The organism is Paraburkholderia sp. SIMBA_027 (assembly GCF_046535315.1).
In the GTDB taxonomy this organism is placed as follows: Bacteria; Pseudomonadota; Gammaproteobacteria; order Burkholderiales; family Burkholderiaceae; genus Paraburkholderia; species Paraburkholderia tropica.
In genome coordinates this window covers 83,240-105,872 of the sequence record NZ_JAWRWY010000003.1, presented here as the reverse complement: position 1 = coordinate 105,872, position 22,633 = coordinate 83,240, and the positions used below count along the sequence as shown (strand labels likewise).

At 65.6% G+C, this 22,633-nt stretch carries 21 protein-coding genes and 1 pseudogene; 13 read left to right on the top strand and 9 right to left on the bottom strand.

Annotation, left to right across the window (positions count from 1 at the left end; translation table 11 throughout):
* The first annotated feature begins 329 nt into the window (after positions 1 to 329).
* A complete protein-coding gene (locus tag SB764_RS06110; protein ID WP_410862956.1) occupies positions 330 to 1,502 on the top strand; it encodes a filamentous hemagglutinin N-terminal domain-containing protein in 1,173 nt (390 codons plus the stop codon).
* Between the two features lie 166 nt (positions 1,503 to 1,668).
* Here SB764_RS06110 and SB764_RS06105 read toward each other — a convergent pair whose 3' ends face one another.
* Positions 1,669 to 1,956: a DUF6881 domain-containing protein gene (locus SB764_RS06105; RefSeq protein WP_124260681.1), complete on the bottom strand. Its 288-nt coding sequence runs from the start codon at positions 1,954 to 1,956 to the stop codon at positions 1,669 to 1,671.
* Entirely contained in the window at positions 1,953 to 2,348 is a 396-nt protein-coding gene (locus SB764_RS06100; protein ID WP_410862954.1) for an HYD1 signature containing ADP-ribosyltransferase family protein, read from the bottom strand. Before SB764_RS06100 ends, SB764_RS06105 begins: the two co-directional genes overlap by 4 nt.
* Between SB764_RS06100 and SB764_RS06095 the strand changes: the two are divergent.
* Positions 2,313 to 2,540, top strand: a pseudogene (locus SB764_RS06095) (ShlB/FhaC/HecB family hemolysin secretion/activation protein); the annotation flags it as partial. The gene SB764_RS06100 and the pseudogene SB764_RS06095 overlap by 36 nt on opposite strands.
* Here the strand turns inward: SB764_RS06095 and SB764_RS06090 are convergent.
* Positions 2,537 to 2,713, bottom strand: coding sequence for a hypothetical protein (locus SB764_RS06090; RefSeq protein ID WP_410862952.1), 177 nt, complete (start codon positions 2,711 to 2,713; stop codon positions 2,537 to 2,539). The pseudogene SB764_RS06095 and the gene SB764_RS06090 overlap by 4 nt on opposite strands.
* Before the next feature lie 440 nt (positions 2,714 to 3,153).
* Complete coding sequence (locus tag SB764_RS06085; protein ID WP_065065672.1) at positions 3,154 to 4,554, bottom strand: GntP family permease; 1,401 nt, start codon at positions 4,552 to 4,554, stop codon at positions 3,154 to 3,156.
* Between the two features lie 285 nt (positions 4,555 to 4,839).
* Between SB764_RS06085 and SB764_RS06080 the strand changes: the two genes are divergently transcribed.
* Together SB764_RS06080 and SB764_RS06075 are read left to right on the top strand one after the other, a co-directional pair.
* Complete coding sequence (locus SB764_RS06080) at positions 4,840 to 5,343, top strand: BON domain-containing protein (RefSeq protein ID WP_181440929.1); 504 nt, start codon at positions 4,840 to 4,842, stop codon at positions 5,341 to 5,343.
* 103 nt (positions 5,344 to 5,446) lie between these two features.
* Positions 5,447 to 5,722, top strand: a complete 276-nt coding sequence (locus SB764_RS06075) for a hypothetical protein (protein ID WP_065065673.1) — start codon at positions 5,447 to 5,449, stop codon at positions 5,720 to 5,722.
* A 67-nt stretch (positions 5,723 to 5,789) separates the two neighbouring features.
* Here SB764_RS06075 and SB764_RS06070 read toward each other — a convergent pair whose 3' ends face one another.
* Positions 5,790 to 7,028, bottom strand: a complete 1,239-nt coding sequence (locus tag SB764_RS06070) for a helix-turn-helix transcriptional regulator (protein ID WP_124260684.1) — start codon at positions 7,026 to 7,028, stop codon at positions 5,790 to 5,792.
* 378 nt (positions 7,029 to 7,406) lie between these two features.
* Here SB764_RS06070 and SB764_RS06065 point away from each other — a divergent pair, with 378 nt between their 5' ends.
* The 3 genes from SB764_RS06065 (at position 7,407) to SB764_RS06055 (ending at position 10,153) form a co-directional block, all read left to right on the top strand.
* Positions 7,407 to 7,634 (top strand): hypothetical protein, encoded by a 228-nt coding sequence (locus SB764_RS06065; protein ID WP_074981360.1) that lies wholly within the window; start codon positions 7,407 to 7,409, stop codon positions 7,632 to 7,634.
* A 141-nt stretch (positions 7,635 to 7,775) separates the two neighbouring features.
* A complete protein-coding gene (locus tag SB764_RS06060; RefSeq protein WP_065065675.1) occupies positions 7,776 to 8,072 on the top strand; it encodes an H-NS family nucleoid-associated regulatory protein in 297 nt (98 codons plus the stop codon).
* 479 nt (positions 8,073 to 8,551) lie between these two features.
* On the top strand, positions 8,552 to 10,153 hold the full coding sequence (locus SB764_RS06055; protein WP_065065676.1) for a peptide chain release factor 3: 1,602 nt from the start codon (positions 8,552 to 8,554) through the stop codon (positions 10,151 to 10,153).
* 127 nt (positions 10,154 to 10,280) lie between these two features.
* On the opposite strand, the gene SB764_RS06050 is transcribed toward SB764_RS06055, so the two are convergent.
* The gene (locus tag SB764_RS06050) at positions 10,281 to 11,471 is read right to left on the bottom strand and encodes a sensor domain-containing diguanylate cyclase (protein ID WP_321868525.1); all 1,191 of its coding nucleotides are present in this window, start codon (positions 11,469 to 11,471) and stop codon (positions 10,281 to 10,283) included.
* 117 nt (positions 11,472 to 11,588) lie between these two features.
* On the opposite strand from SB764_RS06050, the gene SB764_RS06045 reads away from it, so the two are divergent.
* Both SB764_RS06045 and SB764_RS06040 read left to right on the top strand, forming a co-directional pair.
* Positions 11,589 to 11,768, top strand: a complete 180-nt coding sequence (locus tag SB764_RS06045; RefSeq protein ID WP_124260685.1) for a hypothetical protein — start codon at positions 11,589 to 11,591, stop codon at positions 11,766 to 11,768.
* 54 nt (positions 11,769 to 11,822) lie between these two features.
* The gene (locus SB764_RS06040; protein ID WP_410862948.1) at positions 11,823 to 14,183 is read left to right on the top strand and encodes a GNAT family N-acetyltransferase; all 2,361 of its coding nucleotides are present in this window, start codon (positions 11,823 to 11,825) and stop codon (positions 14,181 to 14,183) included.
* Between the two features lie 100 nt (positions 14,184 to 14,283).
* Here SB764_RS06040 and SB764_RS06035 read toward each other — a convergent pair whose 3' ends face one another.
* Positions 14,284 to 14,829 (bottom strand): hypothetical protein, encoded by a 546-nt coding sequence (locus tag SB764_RS06035; RefSeq protein WP_065065678.1) that lies wholly within the window; start codon positions 14,827 to 14,829, stop codon positions 14,284 to 14,286.
* A gap of 204 nt (positions 14,830 to 15,033) precedes the next feature.
* On the opposite strand from SB764_RS06035, the gene SB764_RS06030 reads away from it, so the two are divergent.
* On the top strand, positions 15,034 to 17,079 hold the full coding sequence (locus tag SB764_RS06030) for a tetratricopeptide repeat protein (RefSeq protein WP_410862946.1): 2,046 nt from the start codon (positions 15,034 to 15,036) through the stop codon (positions 17,077 to 17,079).
* A gap of 19 nt (positions 17,080 to 17,098) precedes the next feature.
* Here SB764_RS06030 and SB764_RS06025 read toward each other — a convergent pair whose 3' ends face one another.
* Together SB764_RS06025 and SB764_RS06020 are read right to left on the bottom strand one after the other, a co-directional pair.
* Positions 17,099 to 17,575: a VOC family protein gene (locus SB764_RS06025; protein ID WP_065065679.1), complete on the bottom strand. Its 477-nt coding sequence runs from the start codon at positions 17,573 to 17,575 to the stop codon at positions 17,099 to 17,101.
* Between the two features lie 157 nt (positions 17,576 to 17,732).
* Positions 17,733 to 18,599: an IclR family transcriptional regulator gene (locus SB764_RS06020; RefSeq protein WP_110325718.1), complete on the bottom strand. Its 867-nt coding sequence runs from the start codon at positions 18,597 to 18,599 to the stop codon at positions 17,733 to 17,735.
* 461 nt (positions 18,600 to 19,060) lie between these two features.
* Here SB764_RS06020 and SB764_RS06015 point away from each other — a divergent pair, with 461 nt between their 5' ends.
* From SB764_RS06015 to SB764_RS06005, 3 genes are read left to right on the top strand one after another with little or no spacing between them, the layout of a single operon-like run.
* Positions 19,061 to 20,008: a sugar ABC transporter substrate-binding protein gene (locus SB764_RS06015; protein ID WP_231957798.1), complete on the top strand. Its 948-nt coding sequence runs from the start codon at positions 19,061 to 19,063 to the stop codon at positions 20,006 to 20,008.
* 59 nt (positions 20,009 to 20,067) lie between these two features.
* Positions 20,068 to 21,603 carry a sugar ABC transporter ATP-binding protein gene (locus SB764_RS06010; protein ID WP_074981350.1) on the top strand — a complete coding sequence of 512 codons (1,536 nt, stop codon included), beginning with the start codon at positions 20,068 to 20,070 and terminating at the stop codon, positions 21,601 to 21,603.
* Positions 21,593 to 22,633, top strand: coding sequence for an ABC transporter permease (locus SB764_RS06005; protein WP_065065681.1), 1,041 nt, complete (start codon positions 21,593 to 21,595; stop codon positions 22,631 to 22,633). The genes SB764_RS06010 and SB764_RS06005 overlap by 11 nt, the downstream gene beginning before the upstream one ends.

The window sequence follows — 22,633 nt, the reverse complement described above, 5'->3', positions numbered from 1 at the left end:
CGCTGTTTAGATATTCCGGCATGACGCGCAATTCGGCTATTGACGACGCTAGGCCTTGTCATTTTCATAGCATCTTCAGCAAAAGAGAATGACGCTTTTGCTTCGTCGATTTTTTGCCCAATCTGCATATTTTTCGTTAAACATTTAAAAAAATCAACCGGCACAGTTGCAAATCTGTTAGCCTGCGCCCCGTAACAGGTTGAAATCACTAGAAATATATAAAAAGCAATTCGGGGGCGATGCCACGGTGCGCGGGTGTCGTGTGTAGCAATGGGAAGACGCCTTGAGGAGCGGGCGAGACCTCTTCCAGCGTGACGGGTACCAGAAAAATGAATAGCGGCTGTCACCGGCTTGTGTTCAGCAAGTCGCGGGGAATGGTGGTTGCCGTCGCCGAAACGGCGATCGCAAACGGCAGTGCGGGGCGAGTCAAAACAAAATCGTCGGGGCCATCGCGACGCATCGCGAAGCGCGTAATGCGTCACGCGGCGCTCGCCGCGCTCGCACTGCTCGGGCTGAGTCCTGCATTATCGATTGCGCAGATCGTGCCTTCGGGCGCGCACGCGCCGGGTGTCATCAGTACGGCCAATGGGCTGCCGCAGGTGAACATCCAGAAGCCTTCAGGCGCCGGTGTATCGCTAAACACCTATTCGCAATTCGACGTATCGCGTAGTGGCGCAATTCTGAACAATTCGTCGGTTATTACGTCGACCCAGCTCGCAGGTCAGATTAGCGGTAATCCGAATTTTGGCGCGAATGACGCCGCCAAAATCATTGTCAACCAGGTCAATAGCAATAACCCTTCTCAACTGCGAGGCTATATCGAGGTCGCGGGCAAGAAGGCGGATGTGGTCGTGGCTAACCCATCGGGAATCGTCGTTGACGGCGGCGGTTTCATCAATACCTCGCGCGGCATTCTCACGACCGGCAATCCGTTGTTCGACGCCAATGGCAATCTCACCGGATTCAACGTCACTCAGGGCAATATCGCTGTTCAGGGCGATGGCTTCAATGCGTCGAACCTGGACCAGGTGGATCTGATCGCGCGCGCTGTGCAGGTGAACGCTGCCCTGTACGCGAACAAGCTGAATGTCGTCACGGGCGCGAACAACGTCGACTACGCCAGCCTGAACGCGACGCCGACGACCGGCACCGGTACCGTGCCGAGCGTCTCGATCGACGTCGCGCAGCTTGGTGGGATGTACGCAAATACGATTCTGCTGACTTCCAACGAGTACGGCGTGGGGGTCAACAACGCCGGCGTTATCGAAGCCCAGGCGGGCGATCTGACGCTCACCAGCGCGGGCCAACTCGTGCAGTCCGGCAAGATGAGCGCAAGCGGCAATCTGGCGATCAATGCCGCCAGCGTCGCGAATTCCGGCACCGCTTACGCGCAGGGCACAACCACTGTCAGTACGTCCGGCGTGCTCTCCAGCACCGGTACCCTAGGCGCGGTGACCGTCGCCGCACGCTGCTGCGCGTCGCGCTGCTGCTGCACCTGCTGATCCTGCTGCGCGTTCGCGCGCGCCGCCGCAACATCGGGCGACGTCTGTGCGTGAACGGCGAGAGGGACGAGAATCGCAAGCGGCAACCCCGTAAGTATCTTTTTATTTTCCATTACTAATCAAATTCCAAGCTCCGCGCTTTCAGCCGGGCGAATTACGTGCACCTCTACGGCTGTGTTTTAGTAATCGCTTTCAACCACACCTGCTCAAACTCACTCTTACTTACTTCCGCCGGTTCAAACTGCGGATCGCCCGCAATTTCACTTAGCTGTGGAAGTGGCTCCTTGCTGAGACCACTGCCGCCAGCGCACACAGTTGCGCTTGCAAAACCGATATGCCCGTCCGGGTATAGTTCGATCTTTCGCAACTCCCACCGATCTACATCAAGTTCACTATAGATAACTGTCGGCTCAGTTGGTATTGAATGAATCCATTTAACGCGGATATAACTCATTTCTTCGTCACCGCCCCACTTCCAGTGATCCGGCCACTAATGTCCAGCGGTATCTCGTTGGGCACAACATAGACACCTGGACGCCCTTGTACGACGTTAAGCCCCGTCACGTCAACCGCAACAAAATTTGAATATCGCGCACCTTGAAACGGGTTGTTCACGAATGCCCGCGATAGCTGCGCGGGCGTCATAGTACCTGGCGGAATATCGGACAGATACTGTCCATTTCCGTATCTTACGTCATTCGGATTAAGCGCTTTCAAAGACGGATTAAGCGCCTCCGACTCCAAAATTGCGTTCATAGCAGCTTCGTTTGTGTAGTGATACAGCGTTGCAGGCGACGTGGAGATACTATCGGACAGGCATTCTATGCAGGACTGGACTACGGCCACGTGTGGGGACCGTCAGCGCAATATCTGGTTGGTACGCAACTGGCAGGCGCGGTCGTCGGCTTAAAGGGCGCCGTTCGCACGCGCTTTGCCATCTTGAGCTATGACGTGTTCGCTGGCACGCCGGTTTATAAGCCGGCTGATTTTCCGGCGTCGCGCGTGACGCTCGGCTTCCAGGTGACAGGACAATTTTAGGTCTGCTCGATTACACATGCAGGTTCGCGTTCTCGATAGTCTGCTAAGCCATGATCGGCAGCGAGCGTCGGTATCGACGATGCCACGTCTTTGTACTGCGGTCCCGATGCGCATCCTGCTGCAAGCATCGCGACGCCGACAGAGAGCGACAGGGTTCGATAGAACTTCGTCATTTCATTATCCCCGGTAGGTTTTCAATTGTTTGAAACACCAAGATGTCTGCTTGCTAAACACGGCTTACCCAACACAGACATGGTTGATTTACGGCAGCCGGCTTCAATTCTTTATTGTTTTTCGAGCTGTCGTGGAACTACAGAAATTCGAGGTGGGAAATTGATTCAAAATGCCTTCAAGTTACATTCTTATGTATTACATAAATGCGATTTGCATTGAATTTATTCCGCTCTGAATGCAAAGGAAGGCGACTGCGGTGGCGTTGATATTTTCAGGTCTTGAGGAAGACAGCTTGCGACGGGAGTGAGCGAAACGTAGCAGCGCCGAGGCTGGCGCCGTACGTTTCGCAGGAGAATTTAAAAGCAGAGTTTGTGCGTCAGCGTCAAACTGTCGTTGCTTCAGCAACGATCGCGAGCACAACAAAAACGCGACAAAGGACTTAAACAATCCCCGTCGTATAAAACACGGCAATCACGAAGAACACCGCGAGCGTTTTAATCACCGTGACCGCGAAAATATCGCGGTACGACTCGCGGTGCGTGAGCCCGGTCACCGCCAGCAGCGTGATGACCGCGCCGTTGTGCGGCAGCGTGTCCATGCCGCCGCTGGCCATCGCCACCACGCGATGCAGCACGTCGAGCGGAATATGCGCGGCCTGCGCGCTCTTGATGAACAGATCGGACATGGCCGCGAGCGCGATGCTCATGCCGCCCGACGCCGACCCCGTGATGCCCGCGAGCGCGCTCACCGAAACGGCGGCGTTCACGAGCGGATTCGGAATGCTCTTGAGCGCGTCGCTGACCACGATAAAACCGGGCAGCGCCGCGATCACGCCGCCGAAGCCATATTCCGATGCCGTATTGAGCGACGCGAGCAGCGCGCCCGCGACGGCCGCCTTCGTGCCGATCGCGAAGCGATCCTTCACGCGCGAGAACGCCGTCAGGACCACGAACACGATGCCGAGCAGCAGCGCGCCTTCGACCGACCAGATCGCCACGACCTGCTTGACCGTCGTGGTCACGGGCGCGTGGATGCCGGGCAGCACGTCGGGGGCGATCGTGTAGGTGTCGCCATACCACTGCGGAATCCAGCGCGTCAGGAAGAAGTTTGCGACGCCCACCAGCACGAGCGGCGTGACGGCCAGCAGCGGATTCGGCAGGTGGTCGGTCTGCACGTGTTCGGGCTCGTTCACGAGCGACGTGCCGTAGCCCTCGCCTTTGGCCATCGCGCTGCGGCGGCGCCATTCGAGATACGTGAGCCCCACCACGATGATGAACAGCGAACCGATCACGCCGAGCGCGGGCGCGGCCCACGCGGTGGTCTTGAAGAACGTCGTCGGGATGATGTTCTGGATCTGCGGCGTGCCGGGCAGCGAATCCATCGTGAACGAGAACGCGCCAAGCGCGATCGCGCCCGGCATCAGCCGCTTGGGAATGCCGCTCTGGCGATACAGCTCGGCGGCGAACGGATAGACCGCGAACACCACCACGAACAGCGAGACGCCGCCGTAAGTGAGCAGCGCGCAGACCGCGACGATCACCGCGTTGGCGCGCGAGCGGCCGATATAGCGGATGGCGGCCGCGACGATCGACTCCGAATAACCCGAAAGCTCGATGACCTTGCCGAACACGGCGCCGAGCAGGAACACCGGGAAATAGAGCTTCACGAAGCCCACCATTTTCTCCATGAAGATGCCGGAGAACACGGGCGCGACGGCCGCGGGATCGGTGAGCAGCACAGCTGCGAGGGCGGCGACGGGCGCGAACAGAATCACGCTGTAACCGCGATAGGCCGCAAGCATCAGAAATGCCAGGGCCGCGAGAACGATAATGAACGACATGGAGTCTCCTGCAATGCGTGTTGCACTTCGTCGATGCACTTCTATTGCATATCTTTGGCTGCACCGGCCGTTCATGGTGCGCCGCAGCGATTGTACCGAATCGGCTCGCGCCCGCGAGAGGAGATTGCGCGGCGCGCCTTGACGCGCGCGGTTAGCGCGGCGAGCATCGGACACGGCAAGGAGCGGGGCAAGGAGAGCGCGATGCGCGGACGGTCAGCGAGGGCGGCAAGCGGCGCGCGCGATGCGTGTCGACGCACGCTTGCGGCGGCATCGATAGTGATGGCGATGTCGACGATTTTGGCAACGTCGCCGACGTCGGCATGGGCGCAGGACGGCGACATGCGCAACTGGTACAACGATCCGTTCTTCGCGCTGTCGGTGGCGTCGAGCGCATGTCCGCAGCCGCTCGGCCCGCGCATGAGCAAGGCCGAAGCCGACGACGACGCGCACTATCGCGTCGAGCGCGGCACGACCTGCTGGCTCGCGCACAAGTGCACGAAGCCGAACTCCTACCTCTACGACGCCGACATCGCGAACGCCGTCCGCGCCGCCTTCTCCGGCGACGCCTCGCTCGCGGGCACCAGCATCTGGATCACCGTGCAGCGGCGCTTCGTCTATGCGGAGGGCTGCGCGCCCGCCGCGTTCGACCGCGCGGCGCTGGAGCGTCGGCTGGCCGCGATCGCCGATGTCGAGCAGGTGTTCGTGCGCCTCGCCGCCGATCCGCGCGCGCCGCTGCCCTACAAGACGCTGACGACCGCGCCCGCTGCGTCGTCCACTCCGGTGCACTGAACGTCGCCCGCGCGCACGCCGATGCGCCCCGGATGCCGCGCAGGCGCGAGCGGGCATGGCACAATCGCATCGTCGAAAAACTAGAAAGCCCCCGGGGTACTCCATGACTCGTTTCGGTTCGTCGTTGTTCCGTTTTCGCAGGCTGCCTTTCGCGGCAGGCGCCTGCGCGTTGCTCGCGGCGCTGTCCGCGTGCAGCAGCGGCCCGCCGCTGTTTCTGTCCGATGGCCGTCCGACGGTCCAGGTCCAGTGTCCTGCCGCCGGCGACCGCGATTCCTGCGTGCAGCAGGCGCGTGCGCGCTGCGGCGGCACGTATGACACCGTCGACAATTCGACCAACGGCGACGTGTACACGCTCGTCTTCGCCTGCCACGCGAAGTAAGCGCGGCGGTGCGGTCCGCGCCCGGAGCGTGTCGAGCGCCTCGACGTCCGGGCGCCGTTCGCGTCCGTCAGCCGCCCGGCGGCGCGCAGGACGGCAGGTTCATCAGCAGACGCAGGAGATCGGGCTGACGGCGCGTGGCGGTCTTCTGAAAGATCGACTGTAGTTGTTTGCGCACCGTGTCGTGCTGCACGCCCACGCGCGCGGCGATCTCCTTCTGCGTGTGCCCTTCCACCAGCAGATGCACGATCCGGCATTCGGCCGGCGAGAGGTCGAACGCTTCGGCGAGCACCTGCTCGTCCACGGCGGGCGCGGAACGCGGGTGATAGAACATCAGGGCGGCGACGGCGTGCGGCTCGGCCGCCGAGGCATCGCCGGGCGTCAGCACGTTGTAGAACGCGTAGAGCACTTCGGGTCCGCCCGCGCCCGGCGCGCCGGGCGACAGCGGTTCCGTTGCGGAATCCGGCTCCACGCCCTCCGGCCCTTCGCCGGCCACGATGCGCAGCGCGCGCAGCCGCGCCGCCGCCGCGCGCGCGCCGCTCACGCGGTTTTTCAGACGCGCCTCGCTGATCGCCACGTCCTCCAGAAAGCGCGCCTGATGCGGCGCGGCCAGTGCGAGCCGCCGCCCGCGCACGCGCACCAGCGAGGTCGCACGCAGCAGACGCTGCGCGGCGTCGTTGCTGTCGAGCACTTCGCCGCTCGCGTTCACCAGCATGGCGGGCACGCGTGCGCGGTTCGCGAGCGCGTCGGCGTCCGGCACGTGGCGGCGCGCCGTCACGCGCACCGCGCGCATCAGATGCGGCGTGATGCGCTCCAGCAGCGCGCGGGCCTCGTCGGACAACGGGCCGCTGTCCGCTTCGCCGCGCAGGGCGAGCATCACCGTGAGCGCGCCGCCGTCGATCAGCTTGCACAGCGAAACGCAGCGCGAACCCGCCGCGAGCAGACACGGCTCCAGCACCGGATGCCGTGCGCCATCCGGTTCGTTCCTTACATTGTTCGCCGCGTCCTGCAGCGCCGATTGCGGCCCGCAGTGCTGCCATTCCCCGGGCGCCGCGCTGCGCAGCCACTCGAGCCGCGGGTCGTCGCGATAGAGCGGGCCGATGCGTTCCAGCGGCTCCGTTTCGAGCAGGCTGAAACCGTCGGCCCAGGAAAACAATTCACGCTGCCGCTCGAATGCGCAAAGATGCACCGAAGCGGCCCCCGTCGATTTCCTCAATTCCGCGCAAAAATCCTTCCATGCGGAAGGGTGCTCGAGGGTTTCGTAAATAACATTCAGCAGCCGGTCGTATTGCAATTCGTTCGATTTCACGCCGTTCTCATTTTGATACCCGCCGCGGCCCGCCAGTCGTGGAAAATGCGCAATGCATATTTCTTCCACAATTGAGGAATATACAGATTGAATAGCCGCCGTTAATCTTCGGTCCGTAAAGCTGACCGAACGGTCATCATCGTGAGCGCCCTGTCCATGGGGTTCCGTGCGGTAGGCAACGGATTGGCGGGCGCGCCGACTTTATTCTTGAGAAGCAATGCGATTTGAATGTTCGCTATCCTGGGCAGATAGCGGAGAAGCAGCACGACATTTAAGGCGGTGACGAATATTAATCGAAATCGGGCGATAAATCATCGAATGCGCGGACGCGTTTTGAATCGACGTCTTCCATAAAGACAGTTCATGCCGGGGGCAGTAATGAATCACCACCAACTTGAAAAGGATTTAGAACATCTCGAACATGTGATTGCAAGGCTTTCAGGTCAGGACCGCATTCCACTTTCTTATTGGCGAGGCCGTCTCGATTCGGTGCAGGTGGCGATTCTGGTGCCTTCGCAAATGCAGCGCGTGAAGCGTCTTTCCGAGGCTCTGTGCGCGTTGGAGCGCCGCGCCAAGGGGTGTTCTTCACACGAATCGGTGCGTTAGTCTTTGCCTGTTTTTGGGGCGTTTATGTAATAAATCGCAATGAAAATCGGTGAAGTGCGAGAAAAATGCGCGATAACCGGCACTCTTTGGCGCCAGAACGGTCACAATGGCCGTGTCTGACCGAACCGGAGATTATTTTTTATGCCGAGCTACAAGCAATTGACCGCGCAACTCGAAAAACTCCATAAGGAAGTTGCGGCGGCTCGCGAAAAGGAAATCGAGCTGGCCATCGCCGAGATCAAGGAAAAGATCGCCGAGTACGACATTACGCCCGAAGAACTGGGTTTTAGCGCGAAGCGCGCACCCGCGCCGCGCAAGAAGCCGTTGCCGGCGCGTTATCAGAATCCCAAGACCGGCGAAACCTGGAGTGGCCGCGGCCGCGCACCGGGCTGGCTGTCCGGTCTGAAGAACCGCGATCGTTTCCTGATCAAGGAATGAGCGGGCGCGGGAAGCCGGCAGCGCGCTTCCCGTAAAGGCTCACCGTCGACTCAGCGCGGACGCGCCGCGCGCACCCTCCGGCGCGATCCCGTCGACTGCTCATATGCCGTGCGCCGCCTTGCGCGGCCGCACCGCCGCGTGCTTCGCGCGCCGCGCTTGCATCTCGATTGCGTCTCGCCTGCGCGGTTCGTGGACGTCGCAACCGTGTCCGCGCGTCTCCCGTAAAAGCTCACCCGCGCGCGTCCGGCGATGCGCCGCCGCCGCCCGTTGCGAATCCGTGCAGGATTGCGCTGTCGCGAGCTGCGTCGAACTTTTAGTCGGGGGCTGTAATGACGTGTATCATTCGTCCCCTGGCGCCTTTCTGCGCGCACGCCGGCCCCGGTTTTTCCGACCGCTCGTGCTATTCGCCGCTCAGGCCGTCCCCGTAACCCCCGCCGTGCGGCCGGTTGCCCGAATTCATCCGTATACCCGCTCCATCCATGTCAGTTGCTGAACTCAGACGCCGCCGCACGTTCGCGGTTATTTCTCACCCGGACGCGGGCAAGACCACGCTCACCGAAAAGCTGCTGCTGTTCTCGGGCGCGATTCAGATCGCCGGTACCGTGAAGGGCAAGAAAAGTGGCCGCTTCGCGACCTCCGACTGGATGGAGATCGAAAAGCAGCGCGGCATTTCGGTCGCCAGCTCGGTCATGCAGTTCGAGTACGGCGACGCCGTCATCAACCTGCTCGACACGCCGGGCCACGAGGACTTCTCGGAAGACACGTATCGCGTGCTGACGGCCGTCGACGCGGCCGTGATGGTGATCGACGGCGCGAACGGCGTGGAAGCGCAGACGCTCAAGCTGCTCGAAGTCTGCCGCAGCCGCAAGACGCCGATTCTCACGTTCATCAACAAGCTCGACCGCGAAGTGCGCGAGCCGCTCGATCTGCTCGACGAAATCGAGCAGCATCTCGGCGTGGCGGCGGTGCCGTTCACCTGGCCCATCGGCATGGGCAAGGAATTCCAGGGCGTCTACGACATCCAGCGCGATCAGGTGCGCGTGTTCCGCGCGGGCCAGGAGTCGCTCGGCGGCGCGGTGGAAACGCTGCAGAACATCAGCGACGCCGATGGCGAAGCGCGCTTCGGCTATCACTGGAAGCGCACCAAGGAAGAGGTCGAGCTGATCACGGGCGCGACGCCCACGTTCGACCGCGACGCGTTCCTGGCCGGCGAGCAGTCGCCGGTGCTGTTCGGTTCGGCGATCAACAACTTCGGCGTGAAGGAAATTCTCGACGCGCTCGTCGATCTCGCGCCGCCGCCGTCGCCGCGCATGGCCGTGCAGCGCGCGGTCTCGCCGGAAGAAGCGAAGTTCACGGGCGTCGTGTTCAAGGTGCAGGCCAACATGGACCTCGCGCACCGCGACCGCGTGGCGTTCATCCGCGTGTGCTCGGGCCATTTCGAGCGCGGCATGCAGCTGAAGGTCACGCGCAACAACAAGACCTTCCGCGCCAACAACGTCGTGAGCTTCCTCTCGCAGCGCCGCGAAACCGTGGCCGAGGCGTACCCTGGCGACATCATCGGTATTCCTAATCATGGCACGCTGAGTCTCGGCGACACGCTGACCGAAGGCGAAGACCTGCAATTCACGGGGCTGCCGTTCTTCGCGCCGGAAATTTTCCAGACCGTCGAAGTCGTCGATCCGATGCGCGCGAAGCAGCTGGGCGAAGCGCTCAAGCAGCTCGGCGAAGAGGGCGCGATCCAGGTGTTCCGCCCGATCCACGGCGGCGCGACGATTCTGGGCGCGGTCGGCCAGCTGCAGTTCGAAGTGGTTTCGCACCGTCTGTCGGCCGAGTACAAGGTGGCCGTGCGCCTGCTGCCCGCGCGCTATCGCCTCTCGCGCTGGGTCACCTGTGACGATCCCGCCGAACTGCGCCGTTTCACCGATTCGTACGAAGCCCGCATGGCCTACGACGCGTCGAACGCGCCGACCTATCTGGCCTCGCACGTGTCGGAAATCGAAGTCGCCCAGAAGGCGTGGCCGAAGATCGTCTTCAACGAGCTGCGCGAACATTCGGGCGCGCCGTTCCGCAAGTCGATGTAACGCGCGGCGCGCGGGCCGGGCGATTCGCCGGTCCGCTGCCAGCAAAGAAAAAGGCCGCTTCCGAGCGGCCTTTTTTTCATGTGCGCTTTCTTTCCGGAGTTCTGGAAGCGCGCTGCGTATCCGGCGTTCACACCCGCGACGAGCGCTCGATCCCCTGCGCCAGTTCGAGCCGGTTGCCGCCCAGCGACTTGGCGCGATACAGCGCCGAATCGGCGGCTGCGAGCAGGTCGGTGAGCGTGGCCGCTTCGGCGTGCGCCTGCGCGCCGTGCGTGAGCGCGAGACCGATGCTGACGGTGGTGCGGATGCCCGTGCCGTCGACGGGCTGCGCGGCGCTCCGGGCGAAGCGGGCCGCGATGGTTTCGCCGAGCGCCTGCACCTGATCGCTGTCGCGCCCGGCGATCAGCGCGGCAAACTCCTCGCCGCCGATGCGCGCGAGCAGCGTGTCGTCGCCGAGCGCCGCGCGCGCGATGCTCGCGAAGGTCTTGAGCACGTCGTCGCCGGTCTGATGGCCGTAACGGTCGTTGATCGCCTTGAACTGGTCGAGGTCGAACGCCAGCAGCGCGACGCGCTCGCGCGTGCCGGCGCGGCTCAGCACGCGCGCGCCTTCCTCGAAGAACCAGCGGCGGTTGCCGAGCCGGGTCAGATAATCCGTTTGGGATTCCTGCAAAAGCTGCCCGTGGGTTTCGTCGCGCACGAGCCGCAGCAAGGTCATCGGCAGCACGACTGAATACAGCACGCCCTCGTACATCGTCACCTTGCTGACGACCGGCAGCAGCGCCTGACCGTAGCGCGTCGCGAGCCACGGCAGCACGGCGGCCCGGAACGCATACACGAAGGTATGGACGCCCGTCGCGATCACGGCGATGCGATGCGCCTGCGACCACTTGAGCGCGTGATTGCGCAGCAGCTCGCGCATGGCCATCGCGGAGGCGAGCGAGATCGGAATGGCCGTGAGATAGAGCCACATGACGGACTCGCCGCGCGTGCCCGCAACGATCCAGGCGATGGCGAGCACCCCGAGAATCGCGGCCGACAACGCTCGGTTCTGGCGGCCGTTCATGACGGCGAGGCCGTGCGCGATCAGCAGATAACCGGTAACAATGACCAGATTGCTCAGCGCCGCGCCCCACGCGCCGGGCAGCGCGCTGCGCCAGATCGCGGCGCCGACGCCGACGCCGAGCGTGGCATAGCCGGCGGCGAGGATTTTCAGTTCCTTGCTGCGCCCGGGGTGCGTGCGATGCTCCCAGAGCGTCATGCCGGCGCTGGCGAAAAGAGTTCCGATCGCGAGGAGATAGAGGGTGAATAGATCGACGTGCATCGCGGGCGTAAAGGTGCTACGCCGGTACTTCACGGCGGCGTGGGGCATTTTACGCCGAAATGACTGCCAGACAATGCGTGTCATTTTTCTTCCGGACCACGACACGATGCATGCCGGATGCACGTCGAGATGCACGTCGAGATGCACGTCGAAGCGCGCGAATCGATCGCCGGTGCGCGCCGCGCGGTATCCCGCGGTCTGCGACGCCGTGCCGCCGCCGCGCGAACGCAAGCGCGGCGGGCGAAATGCGCGCAGCGCGAGGCCGATTCGCCTATTCTCATTCGTGTCGATCGGTAGGGATTTCCGGCCGCCCGCGCACGCGGCGCGCGCCGTCGCACAACAGGAGGAGCAGTGACCGTACGCAATCTCGACGCGGTGTTCCAGCCGAAATCGGTGGCCGTGATCGGCGCTTCGCAGCGGCCCGGCAGCATCGGCAACATGGTGTGGCAGCGCCTGATCGAAGGCGGCTTCGACGGCCCGCTGTTCGCGGTCAATCCGCGTCACGCGGGCGATTTCGCGCAGTTCGACGGCCGTCCCGTGGTCGCCGACGCGGGCGATCTGCCCGAAGCGCCCACCGTCGCGCTGATCTGCACGCGGCCGTCCACGTGGCCCGCGCTCGTGCACCGGCTCGGCGGCATGGGCACGCGTGCGGCCATCATGCTCGGCGAGGTGAAGAACGACGAAGACCGCGCCGACCTGCGCCACACGCTCGCGGCGGCGCGTCCGCATCTGCTGCGCATCGTCGGGCCGGGCAGCCTCGGCGCGCTGACGCCCGCGCTCAACGCGCAGCTCGGCGCGGCCGCCACGGTCGCGCGCAAGGGCGGCGTGGCGTGGGTCTCGCAGTCCAACGCGCTGACCAACGCCGTGCTTCGCTGGGCGGGCGCGCGCGGCCTCGGCTTTTCGCACGTCATCGCGCTCGGCGACGAAGCCGATGTCGATGTCGGCGACGTGCTCGACTATCTCGCGAGCGATCCCACCACGCGCGCGATCCTGCTCGAAGTGGACGGCATCCGCGCGGCGCGCAAGTTCATGTCGGCGGCGCGCGCGGCGGCACGCAACAAGCCCGTGCTGGCGCTGCGCAGCGGCCGCGACGATCCGGGCGACGCGCTCTATTCGGCGGCGTTCCGGCGCGCGGGCCTCGTGCGCGTCGATACGCTCGACGATCTGCTCGACGAAATCGAAACGCTCGGCGTGGGCCGCGTGGCCGCGAGCGACTCGGCCACGCTCATCACCAGCGACCGCGGCGTGGCCACGCTCGCGCGCGACGCCTTCAACAAGGCCGGCGACACGCTCGCGGCCTGGAGCGACGAAGCGCGCGCGGCCGTGGCGGCGGCGCTGCCGCACGCGCAGGCGGGCAATCCGCTCGTGCTCGGCGACACCGCGCGGCCCGAGCATTTCGGCCTCGCGCTACAGACGCTGGCCTCGCAGCGCAGCACCGGCACGGCCTTCGTCGTGCACGCGCCCACGCACAGCGCGCCGGTGGAGCAGGTGGCGCGCACGCTCATCGAGCATCAGCGTTTTGCGTATCGCGGCATGCTCGCGTGCTTTTTCGGCGGCGTGGACGAGGCCACGCGCGACGCGCTGCATGCGCACGGCATTCCGGTGCACACCACGCCGCGGCGGCTGGCGCGCGCGTTCGCGCGTCTCGTCGATTACCGGCTCGGGCGCGAGCTGCTGATGCAGACGCCCGAGAGCCTGCCCGCGCAAGGCAAGGCGGCCATCGACGTGGCGCTGGGCATCGCGCGCGGCGCGCTGGCGGCGGGCCGCGCGGCGCTCGAAGGCGAGGAAGCCACGCAATTGCTCAAGGCGTTCGGGCTCGAGACGGCGCCGCAGCAGGCGAGCGCGACCGCCGTCGTCGACGTGACGGTGACGTTTCGCGACGACGAAAACTTCGGTCCCGTATTTCATTTCGAGGCGCCGTCGCCGGACGGCTTTTCGCCGCCGATGCGCGTCTACAGCCTGCCGCCGCTGAACCCGGTGCTCTCGCGCGACATCGTCACGCAATCGCCGTATGCGCGCCGTGCGTCGCCCGCGCCCACGCTCGCGGCGCTCACGGCGCTGTCACAGGCGGTCTGCGAGGTGCGCGAGATCGTCGGCATGCGGCTCACGCTGCGCGTGCTGCCCGACGCCGCCGTGGTGGTCGCGCCGCGCATCGAGCTGGCGGACAAGCGCAGCCGTTTCGCGATCATGCCGTATCCGCGCCGTCTCGAAGAGACGATCGACTGGCACGGCGAGCGCCTGACGATCCGCCCGATCCGGCCCGAGGACGAGGAAATGCACCGCGCATTCGTCGAGTCGATGTCGCCGGACGATCTGCGTCTGCGGTTCTTTTCGGCGGTGCGCAGCTTCGATCACACGCAGCTCGCGCGCATGACGCAGATCGACTACGACCGCGAGATGGCGCTCGTCGCGAGCGTGCCGGGCGAGGACGGCCGTCCGCACACGCTGGGCGTGGTGCGCGCGGTCGCCGACCCGGACAACGAAACCGCCGAGTTCGCGGTCACCGTGCTCTCCACCTTGAAGGGACGCGGGCTGGGGCGGCTGCTGATGGAGCGCATCATCGGCTACGTGCGCTCGCGCGGGACGCATTGGCTGCTGGGCGAGGCGCTGCGCGAGAATGCGCCGATGATCGCACTGGCGCGCGCCATGGGCTTCACGGTTACGCCGACGGATGACCCGGGCGTGGTGGGTTTCCGGATGCCGCTGGATTGAGGCGGCGGATCAGGCGAGGGGGAAATAAAAACGGCCGCTTTATGCGGCCGTTTTTCATGGTGCGTGCGGATGTGTCACCGCACACGCATCGACGCCAAACTCACGCCGCGATCTTCGCCAGCGCTTCGTCCACCTGCGCGCGCGAGAGCGACAGTTCTTCGAGCCACGCCTCGGCGTACTGCGCGCCGGTTTCCTTTTCCAGACGCGCGATGGTCGCCGCGCAGCGCGCGCCGTCCTTCGGCGTGGCGATGAACGGCTTGACCGACTGGCCGCCCTGGAACGCCTCGAACAGCGGCAGGCGGATCTCGTCGGGCAGCGCGCGCGTGGTCCACTGATGCGTCTTGCCGTTGAACGTCAGCGACGGCGGCAGCACGCGCTCCTTGCGCGTGGCCGGAATCAGGCCGAAATTGCGCGCGGCTTCGGCGATCTGCTCCGCCGTGAACAGCTCGTCGGGCGTGATCTCGAATTGTGCGATCGCGGTTTCGACGGTCTTCATCGCGTCGGCACGGTCGTCGCGCTTCTGCTGCGCGCGGGCCACGATGTCGCGCAGCTCGTCGGCTTCCTCGGCCGAAATCGTGAAGCTCGCCTGTTTCTGCTGAAGCTCGGAAAAGCGCTGGAATTCTTGATCGGTCAGAAGTTTCGCCATGAGATCGGAGTACGCGTCCGGGGTGCGATCCGCGAGATCGTGCGCCGGACGGAATTGAAGAGGGCCGCCATTCTAACCGTTTTGCGCGGCGCGGTTCCAGTCGCGCCGCGCGTGCGCAAGGGGACGGAACGTCGTGCGCGTGTCGCGCGCGAAACCAGGACGGCTCTGATGGTCGCGGCGGCCCGCGCTTTCTATCCTCGCGGGATGAACTCATCCGTCCCCACTCCGTCCGCCCGTTCCGACGCGCTTTTCAAGCGCGGCCTCGACCGTCTGAACGCCGATAACATCATGCACGCGGAAGCGCTGCTGCGCGAGGCCGTCGCCGCCGATCCGCGTCACGCCGACGCCTGGCATCAGCTCGGCGTCGCGCTCGCGCGCCAGCAGCGTCACGCCGAAGGCGAGCAGGCGATCCGCCGCGCGCTGGCCGTGCGCGAGGGTGGCGCGTACCGGCGCGATCTGGCGTGGACGCTGCTCTGGCAAGGCCGCGACGAAGCGGCGGTCGAGGCGTATCTCTCGGCGGTCCTGCAAGGCGTGCGCGAGGCGCGCCTGTTCAACAATCTCGGCAACCTGCTGAAGAAGCGCCAGGATCTCGCCGATGCCGAAGCCGCCTATCGCGCGGCCATCGAAACCGATCCGCACTACGCGTTCGCGTTCGGCAATCTCGCGGTGCTGCTCGCCGAAACGGGCCGCGACGAGGAAGCCGAAGCGTGTTTGCGCCGCGCGCTCGAACTCGATCCGCAGGCCGCGCATGCGTGGCAATGCTACGGCGGCCTGCTGGAGCGCCAGAACCGGCTCGACGAAGCCGAGGCGGCCTACGCGCGCGGCGGGCGCTGGGAGGCGGTGCAGTCCGTGCGGCGGCGTCTCGCGCACTGGGACGGCTTGGAGCCGATCGATCAGGCGGCGCTCGCGATGATCGCGTCGGGCGAGGCGGAGCAGCTCACGCCGTGGGGGCTGCTCGGCATCCCGGCGCTCACGCCCGAGCTGCACCGCGAGGCGGGCAGGCGGTTCGCGCAATCGCGCTGGCGCGGCGAACTGGCGGCGACGCCGCTCGTCGCGCGCGGCGCGGGACTGGCCGAGGCGCTGGCGGCGTTCGAGGCGGGCGAGGCGCGGGAGACGGGCGCGCGGCTGCGCATCGGCTATCTGTCGGCGGATTTTTACGATCACGCCACGCTGCGCCTGCTGGCGGGCGTGCTCGAACTGCACGACGCGGCGCGCTTCGACATCCATCTGTACGCGTACGGCGACATCGCGCCCGACGACGCGTGGCGCGAGCGTCTTGCGCGGTGCCCGGCCACGCTGCACGAGATCGGCGCGCTCAGCGACGCGCAGGCGGCCGCGCGCATCGCGCACGACGGCGTGCATCTGCTCGTCGATCTCAAGGGCTACACGACCGGCACGCGGCTCGGCATCACGGCGCTGCGGCCCGCGCCGGTCATCGTGAGCTGGCTCGGTTATCCGGGCTCGCTCGGCGCGCCGCGTCTGGCGGACTATCTGATCGGCGATGTCGTGGTGACGCCGCCCGTCACGGCGGCGCACTACAGCGAAACGCTCGCGCTGATGCCGCACTGTTATCAGCCTCACGACCACCGCCGCGAATGCGGGCCGCGCCCCACGCGCGCCGAAGCGGGCCTGCCCGCGAGCGGCTTCGTGTTTTGCAGCTTCAATCAGATCTTCAAGCTCAATGCGCGCATTGCGTCGATCTGGCGCCGCCTGCTCGTGGCCACGCCCGGCAGCGTGCTGTGGCTGCTCGATCCGGGCGAGGCGCGCGCGCGCTCGCATCTGCACGCGTTCTTCGCGGAGCAGGGCGTGGCGGCGGCGCGCGTGATTTTCGCGCCGCGCGTGCCGCACGACCTGCACCTCGCGCGTCTGCAACTCGCCGATCTCGCGCTCGACACCTTGCCGACCGGCTCGCACACCACGGGCAGCGACGCGCTCTGGGCGGGCGTGCCGATGGTCAGCGCGCCGGGCATGCTGCTCGCGGGACGCGTGGGCGCGAGCCTGCTGCGCGCGGTCGGGCTGGAGGAATTGATCGCGCGCGATCTCGACGCCTATTTCCAGATCGCGCTGGCGCTCGCGAACGATCCGGCGTGGCACGCGCAGGTGCGCGAGCGGCTCGTGCAAGCACGCAACGACGCGCCCTTGTTCGATACGAAGCGCTTCACCCGCGATCTGGAGCGCCTGTACGTGGCAATCATGGCGCGCGAGGCGCAGGACGCGGGCGATCGCGCGCCGTTCGTCGTCGCCGGTTGATGAACTGCGGTTGAAAGCGCTATTCGCCCGCCGCCGCCCGTTCGATAACGGCGATGTCGATCTTCTGCATGGTCATCATCGCTTCCATGGCGCGGCGTCCGGCTTCGCGGTCGGCGCCGCCGACGAATTCGAGCAGACGGCGCGGCGTGATCTGCCACGAAAAGCCCCAGCGGTCCTTGCACCAGCCGCAATCGGACGCCTGTCCGCCGTTCGCGAGGATCGCGTTCCAATAGCGATCGGTTTCTTCCTGGCTGTCGGTGAGCACCATGAAGCTCACCGCCTCGTTCGGCTTGAAGTTCGGCCCGCCGTTCAGACCGACGAAACGCCGGCCCAGCACCGTGAAATCCACCAGCAGTTCCGCGCCCACGCCAATGCCGGGAATCGGCGAGACATGGCCCGCATCGACGTGGCTGTCGGGGAACGTGGCGGCGTAGAACTGCGCTGCTTCGCGCGCCTGGCCTTGATCGAACCAGACGCATGTCACGAGATCGGTCATCGTTGTCTCCTCGCTGAAACACTGGCGCGCATTGCACGCAGGGCTTTCGAGCGTAGCACCGGATGCGCGAGGCGGCCAGCGCGTTCACTCGACGTCGCTGCGGGCGTTGCAGCGGTCGGTGCAGCCGCCTTCGCAACCGCGCGGATTGAGCGGATTCCTAAGCATCGCCTTCGCGGAACATCGACAGCGCCTGCACGGTCGCGCCGAGCATCTGCGTGGCTTCGTCGAGCGAGGGCGCGACGTAGTCGTCGATACGTTTGAGAAACGGGCAGGTCAGCGCCGCGATCGCCTGACCCGACGGTCCGAGCACCGGGAACGTCACGTCGGTCACGCCGAAGATCTGCTGGCTGTCGGTGCGCGAAACGCCCGCCGCGCGAATCTGCTCGCATGCGCTTTCCAGCGCCGCGTGATCGATGGCGATCTCGCCCTTCACCTTGGTGTGTTCCGCGAGCATGTGCGCGCGCTGCTCCGGCGACTGGAACGCGAGCATGGTGCGCCCCGAACTCGTATCGACGAGACCCACGCGCGAACCCAGGCGCACCGCGATGCCCCATGTGCCCGGCCCGTCCACCTGCGCGATCACGAGCAGATTGCCGCGGTCGTAGACGGAGAGATGGCAGGACTGCTCGGCGTCGTTCGCGTAGCGCTGCATGAGCGGCAGCGCCTCGGCGATCAGACGCTCCATCGGCGGATGACGATGCGCGAGCGCGAACAGCTTGAGGCTCAGCGCGTAGCGGTCGCCTGCCTCCGAACGCATCACGTACTGGCGCGCGACGAGCCGTTCGAGCATGCGGTAGATCTCGCTCGCGTTGCGCCCGAGCGCCTTCGTGATCTCGGCGCGCGTGAGGCCGCCGCGCTGCTCGGCGAGCAGTTCGAGGATGTCGAGACCTTTGTCGAGCGCGGGCGCGCGGTAGCGGTCGCCGTCGTCTTTCTCGTCGTGCTTTTCGTCGTGCAGATCGCCGATCTCCGCTTCGATGGCTTCGGGCGGCGCCGCCGGCCGCCGCGTACGTGCGTTCGCTTTCATCGTGTCCTTGTTCCTTGCCTGCGCGCCGCCGCCTTGCGCGGCGCGCCTCTCGCGATTATTTCAAAGCGCCTTGCCGACACAAACAGCGACAAAACCCTGACGTGCCCAGGGAAATTCCGGAGCCTTGCTGCACTGCACATTCCTTGACCTTGGATCGTGCGTATATGAATAATAGGTTCACTGGTGAATATGTGCCAGTGGCGTCGGGAAGGAAAAAGGCAACGGGAAGGGTTGGGAAAGGCAGTCGCAGCGCCGCGGGCGCGTGTCGCTTTTTCAGGCGGACGCGTCGCGCACATGATGGTTCAACAACGACAACTTTGGAGACTGACATGGCGTTCGCAACCGGGCCGCACGCGGCCCGCCGCTTGATTCAAACGCGCAAGGCGCGCGCGTTGCTGCGCCTCGCCGCGAAGACCCTGGGCGCGGCGGCCGTCTGCGCGGCCGCGTTCGGCGTGTCGGGCATGGCGCAGGCCGCGGACGCGGGCAAGGTCGGCCTCGGCCTGCCGCTGCTCACGTCGCCGTTCTGGCAGTCGTACAACAACTACCTCGGCGTGTACGCGAAACAGATGGGCATCGATATTCTCGCGCCCGTCAACTCGAACAACGACCCCGCGCAGCAGATCACCGACATGAACAACATGGTGAATCTGGGCGCGAAGGGCATCGTGGTCGGGCCGATCGATTCGGCCGCCATCAGCCGCGCGCTCGACAACGCCGCGCAGAAGAACGTGAAGGTCGTGGCCGTGGACGTCGCGCCCACCCAGGGCAACGTGGCGATGGTCGTGCGCGCCGACAATCACGCTTACGGCGAAAAAGCCTGCAAGTACATCGGCGAGCACGTGAAGTCGGGCAAGGTCGTGCAGATCATGGGCGACCTCGCTTCGGTGAACGGGCGCGACCGCTCCGAGGCGTTCCGCGCCTGCCTGAAGCAGTATCCGTCGCTCTCGCTGCTGGAGATTCCGGCGGGCTGGAAGGGCGACGTGGCGGCGAGCGCGCTCGACAGCCTGCTGACCGCGAACCCGGACGTCAAGGCGATCTACATGCAGGCGGGCGGCGTCTATCTCTCTCCCACGCTGCAGACGCTGCGCCGCAAGCAACTGCTGTTTCCGGCGGGCGACGCGAAGCATATCGTGATCGTCTCGAATGACGGCATTCCGCAGGAATACGAAGCGATCCGCAAGGGCGAGATCGATGCGACGATTTCGCAGCCTGCCGATCTCTACGCGAAATACGGCCTCTATTACATCAAGGCCGCGCTGGAGGGCAAGACGTTCAAGCCGGGCAAGACCGATCACGACAGCAACATCGTGCAGTTGCAGCCCGGCGTGCTCGAAGACCAGTTGCCCGCGCCGCTCGTGACGAAGCAGAACGTCGACGACAAGAACCTCTGGGGCAATACAGTCAAATGAGCCGTCAAATGAGCGATCGAACCCGCGATCGGCTTGACACCGCGCCGCCTGCGCAGACGATGACGCTGTCACGCGAGCGCGCGGCGCGCTCGCAGCCGCCCGTGGTCGAAGCGAGCGGCGTGACCAAACGCTTCGGCTCCACGGCGGCGCTCGCGAACGTGAGCCTGTGCGTGACGGCGGGCGAGTCGCACGCGCTCGTGGGGCGCAACGGCGCGGGCAAGTCCACGCTCGTGTCGATCCTCACGGGACTGCGCAAGCCCGACGAAGGCGCGGTGTATTTCAACGGCGAGCCCGCGCCGCCCATTGCCGAGCGCGATGCGTGGCGCGAGCGCGTGGCCTGCGTCTATCAGCACTCGACGATCATCCGCGATCTCACGGTCGCGGAGAATCTTTTCATCAACCGTCAGCCGGTGAAGCGCGGCGTGATCGACTGGACGAGCATGCGCCGCGACGCGCGCGCGCTGCTCGACCACTGGCGCATCGATGTGCGCGAGGACGCGCGGGCGGGCGACCTCACGGTTGAGGCGCGCCAGCTTGTGGAGATCGCGCGGGCGCTGTCGTACGGCGCGCGTTTCATCATCCTCGACGAACCCACCGCGCAGCTCGACGGCGAAGAGATCAAACGGCTCTTTCGCCGCATCGACGAATTGCAGCGCGAAGGCGTGACGTTCCTGTTCATCTCGCACCATTTGCAGGAGGTGTACGAGATTTGCCAGGCCGTGACGGTGCTGCGCGACGCGCGCCATATCGTGAGCGCGCCGGTTGCCGAGTTGCCGCGCGAACGCCTGATCGAAGCGATGACGGGCGAACGCGGCGGCCTCAACGTCGCCGATGCCGCCGCCCGCGCCGCATTGCCCGCCGACGCCGCGCTCGCGCTCGACGTGCGCAACATCACGGGCGCCGATTACGCGAATGTCTCGTTGCAGGTGAGGCGCGGCGAAGTCGTGGGCCTCACGGGCGCGACCAGCAGCGGACGCACGAGCGTGGGCGAGGCGATTGCCGGGCTCACGGCGCAGCAGTCGGGCGAGATCCGCGTGAACGGCGCGGCGCTCAAGCCCGGCGACGTGCCGCACGCGCTCGCGAGCGGCGTGGGCTGCGTGCCGAAGGATCGCCATCACGAAGGACTCGTGCTCACGCAGTCGGTGGCCGAGAACGCGTCGATGACGATTGCGGGCCTGCTCGGCCGTCTCGGTTTTGCGCCGCCCGCGAAGAAGCAGCAGGTCGGCCGACGCATGATCGAGGCGCTCGGCATCGTCGCGCAGGGACCGGATCACGTGGTGTCGGGGCTCTCGGGCGGCAATCAGCAGAAGGTCGTGATGGCGCGCGCATTGGCGAGCAATCCCGATGTGCTCGTGCTGATCGATCCTACCGCGGGCGTGGACGTGAAATCGAAAGAGGCGCTGCTCTCGGTCGTCGACCGCGTGCGCGACGAAGGCAAGGCTGTGCTCGTGGTGTCGAGCGAACTCGACGATCTGCGCACCTGCGACCGCGTGCTCGTGATGTTTCGCGGCAACGTGGTGCAGGAATTCGCGGCGGGCTGGCAGGACCATGAACTGATTGCATCGGTCGAAGGAGTCGATCTCCATGAAGAATAGTGTTTCGACGCCCGCGTTCGCGGCCGCGCAAGGCGACCTCGCCGCCACCGGCAAACGCGCGCGTCCGCGTATCGAGTTCGCGCGTCTGCGCGACCTCGCGCTGCTGCCGGCGCTGGTGTTGCTGCTCGTGATCGGCGGCTTCGTGAGCCCGAGTTTTCTGACGAAGGCGAATCTCATCAGCGTGCTGGGCGCGTCGGCGGCGCTCGCGCTCGTCGTGCTCGCCGAGTCGCTGATCGTGCTGACCGGCAAGTTCGATCTCTCGCTCGAATCGACCGTGGGCATCGCGCCTGCCATCGGCGCGATGCTCGTGATGCCGGCGGCGTCGGCGGGATTCGGCCTGCAATGGCCCGCGTTTGCAGGCCTGATCGCGATCGTCGCGGTGGGCGCGCTGATCGGCTTCGTCAACGGCTTTCTGGTCGTGCGGCTGCGCCTGAACGCGTTCATCGTCACGCTCGCGATGCTGATCGTGCTGCGCGGCATGCTGGTGGGCGCGACCAAGGGCGGCACGCTGTTCGACATGCCGCCGTCGTTCTTCGCGCTCGCCACCACCATCGTGCTCGGTCTGCCGCTTTCCGTGTGGCTCGCGGCGGCGGCGTTCGCAGTCGCGGCCTTCATGCTGCGCTATCACCGCGTGGGCCGCGCGCTCTACGCGATCGGCGGCAATCCCGACGCGGCGCGCGCGGCGGGCATTCGCGTCGAGCGCATCACGTGGGGCGTGTTCGTGCTCGGCAGCATCCTCGCGGCCATCGGCGGGCTGATCGTGACCGGTTACGTGGGCGCGATCAACGCGAATCAGGGCAACGGCATGATCTTCACGGTGTTCGCGGCGGCGGTGATCGGCGGCATTTCGCTCGACGGCGGCAAGGGCACGATGTTCGGCGCGCTGCTGGGCGTGCTGCTGCTCGGCGTGGTGCAGAACCTGCTGACGCTCGCGCAGGTGCCGTCGTTCTGGGTGCAGGCGATTTACGGCGCGATCATCCTCGGCTCGCTGATGGTGGCGCGGCTGGCGGGCGGCGAAGCGCAGAACTGA

What these genes read in the sequence shown, in the direction of transcription:
- SB764_RS06015 (WP_231957798.1), top strand. Translation starts at nt 19,061, where the DNA reads ATGGCGCAGGCCGCGGACGCGGGCAAGGTCGGCCTCGGCCTGCCGCTG.
- SB764_RS06105 (WP_124260681.1), bottom strand. Translation starts at nt 1,956, where the DNA reads ATGAGTTATATCCGCGTTAAATGGATTCATTCAATACCAACTGAGCCG.
- SB764_RS06080 (WP_181440929.1), top strand. Translation starts at nt 4,840, where the DNA reads ATGTCGACGATTTTGGCAACGTCGCCGACGTCGGCATGGGCGCAGGAC.
- SB764_RS06050 (WP_321868525.1), bottom strand. Translation starts at nt 11,471, where the DNA reads ATGCACGTCGATCTATTCACCCTCTATCTCCTCGCGATCGGAACTCTT.
- SB764_RS06045 (WP_124260685.1), top strand. Translation starts at nt 11,589, where the DNA reads ATGCACGTCGAGATGCACGTCGAGATGCACGTCGAAGCGCGCGAATCG.
- SB764_RS06025 (WP_065065679.1), bottom strand. Translation starts at nt 17,575, where the DNA reads ATGACCGATCTCGTGACATGCGTCTGGTTCGATCAAGGCCAGGCGCGC.
- SB764_RS06065 (WP_074981360.1), top strand. Translation starts at nt 7,407, where the DNA reads ATGAATCACCACCAACTTGAAAAGGATTTAGAACATCTCGAACATGTG.
- SB764_RS06020 (WP_110325718.1), bottom strand. Translation starts at nt 18,599, where the DNA reads ATGAAAGCGAACGCACGTACGCGGCGGCCGGCGGCGCCGCCCGAAGCC.
- SB764_RS06010 (WP_074981350.1), top strand. Translation starts at nt 20,068, where the DNA reads ATGACGCTGTCACGCGAGCGCGCGGCGCGCTCGCAGCCGCCCGTGGTC.
- SB764_RS06075 (WP_065065673.1), top strand. Translation starts at nt 5,447, where the DNA reads ATGACTCGTTTCGGTTCGTCGTTGTTCCGTTTTCGCAGGCTGCCTTTC.
- SB764_RS06030 (WP_410862946.1), top strand. Translation starts at nt 15,034, where the DNA reads ATGAACTCATCCGTCCCCACTCCGTCCGCCCGTTCCGACGCGCTTTTC.
- SB764_RS06060 (WP_065065675.1), top strand. Translation starts at nt 7,776, where the DNA reads ATGCCGAGCTACAAGCAATTGACCGCGCAACTCGAAAAACTCCATAAG.
- SB764_RS06035 (WP_065065678.1), bottom strand. Translation starts at nt 14,829, where the DNA reads ATGGCGAAACTTCTGACCGATCAAGAATTCCAGCGCTTTTCCGAGCTT.
- SB764_RS06055 (WP_065065676.1), top strand. Translation starts at nt 8,552, where the DNA reads ATGTCAGTTGCTGAACTCAGACGCCGCCGCACGTTCGCGGTTATTTCT.
- SB764_RS06085 (WP_065065672.1), bottom strand. Translation starts at nt 4,554, where the DNA reads ATGTCGTTCATTATCGTTCTCGCGGCCCTGGCATTTCTGATGCTTGCG.
- SB764_RS06110 (WP_410862956.1), top strand. Translation starts at nt 330, where the DNA reads ATGAATAGCGGCTGTCACCGGCTTGTGTTCAGCAAGTCGCGGGGAATG.
- SB764_RS06090 (WP_410862952.1), bottom strand. Translation starts at nt 2,713, where the DNA reads ATGACGAAGTTCTATCGAACCCTGTCGCTCTCTGTCGGCGTCGCGATG.
- SB764_RS06005 (WP_065065681.1), top strand. Translation starts at nt 21,593, where the DNA reads ATGAAGAATAGTGTTTCGACGCCCGCGTTCGCGGCCGCGCAAGGCGAC.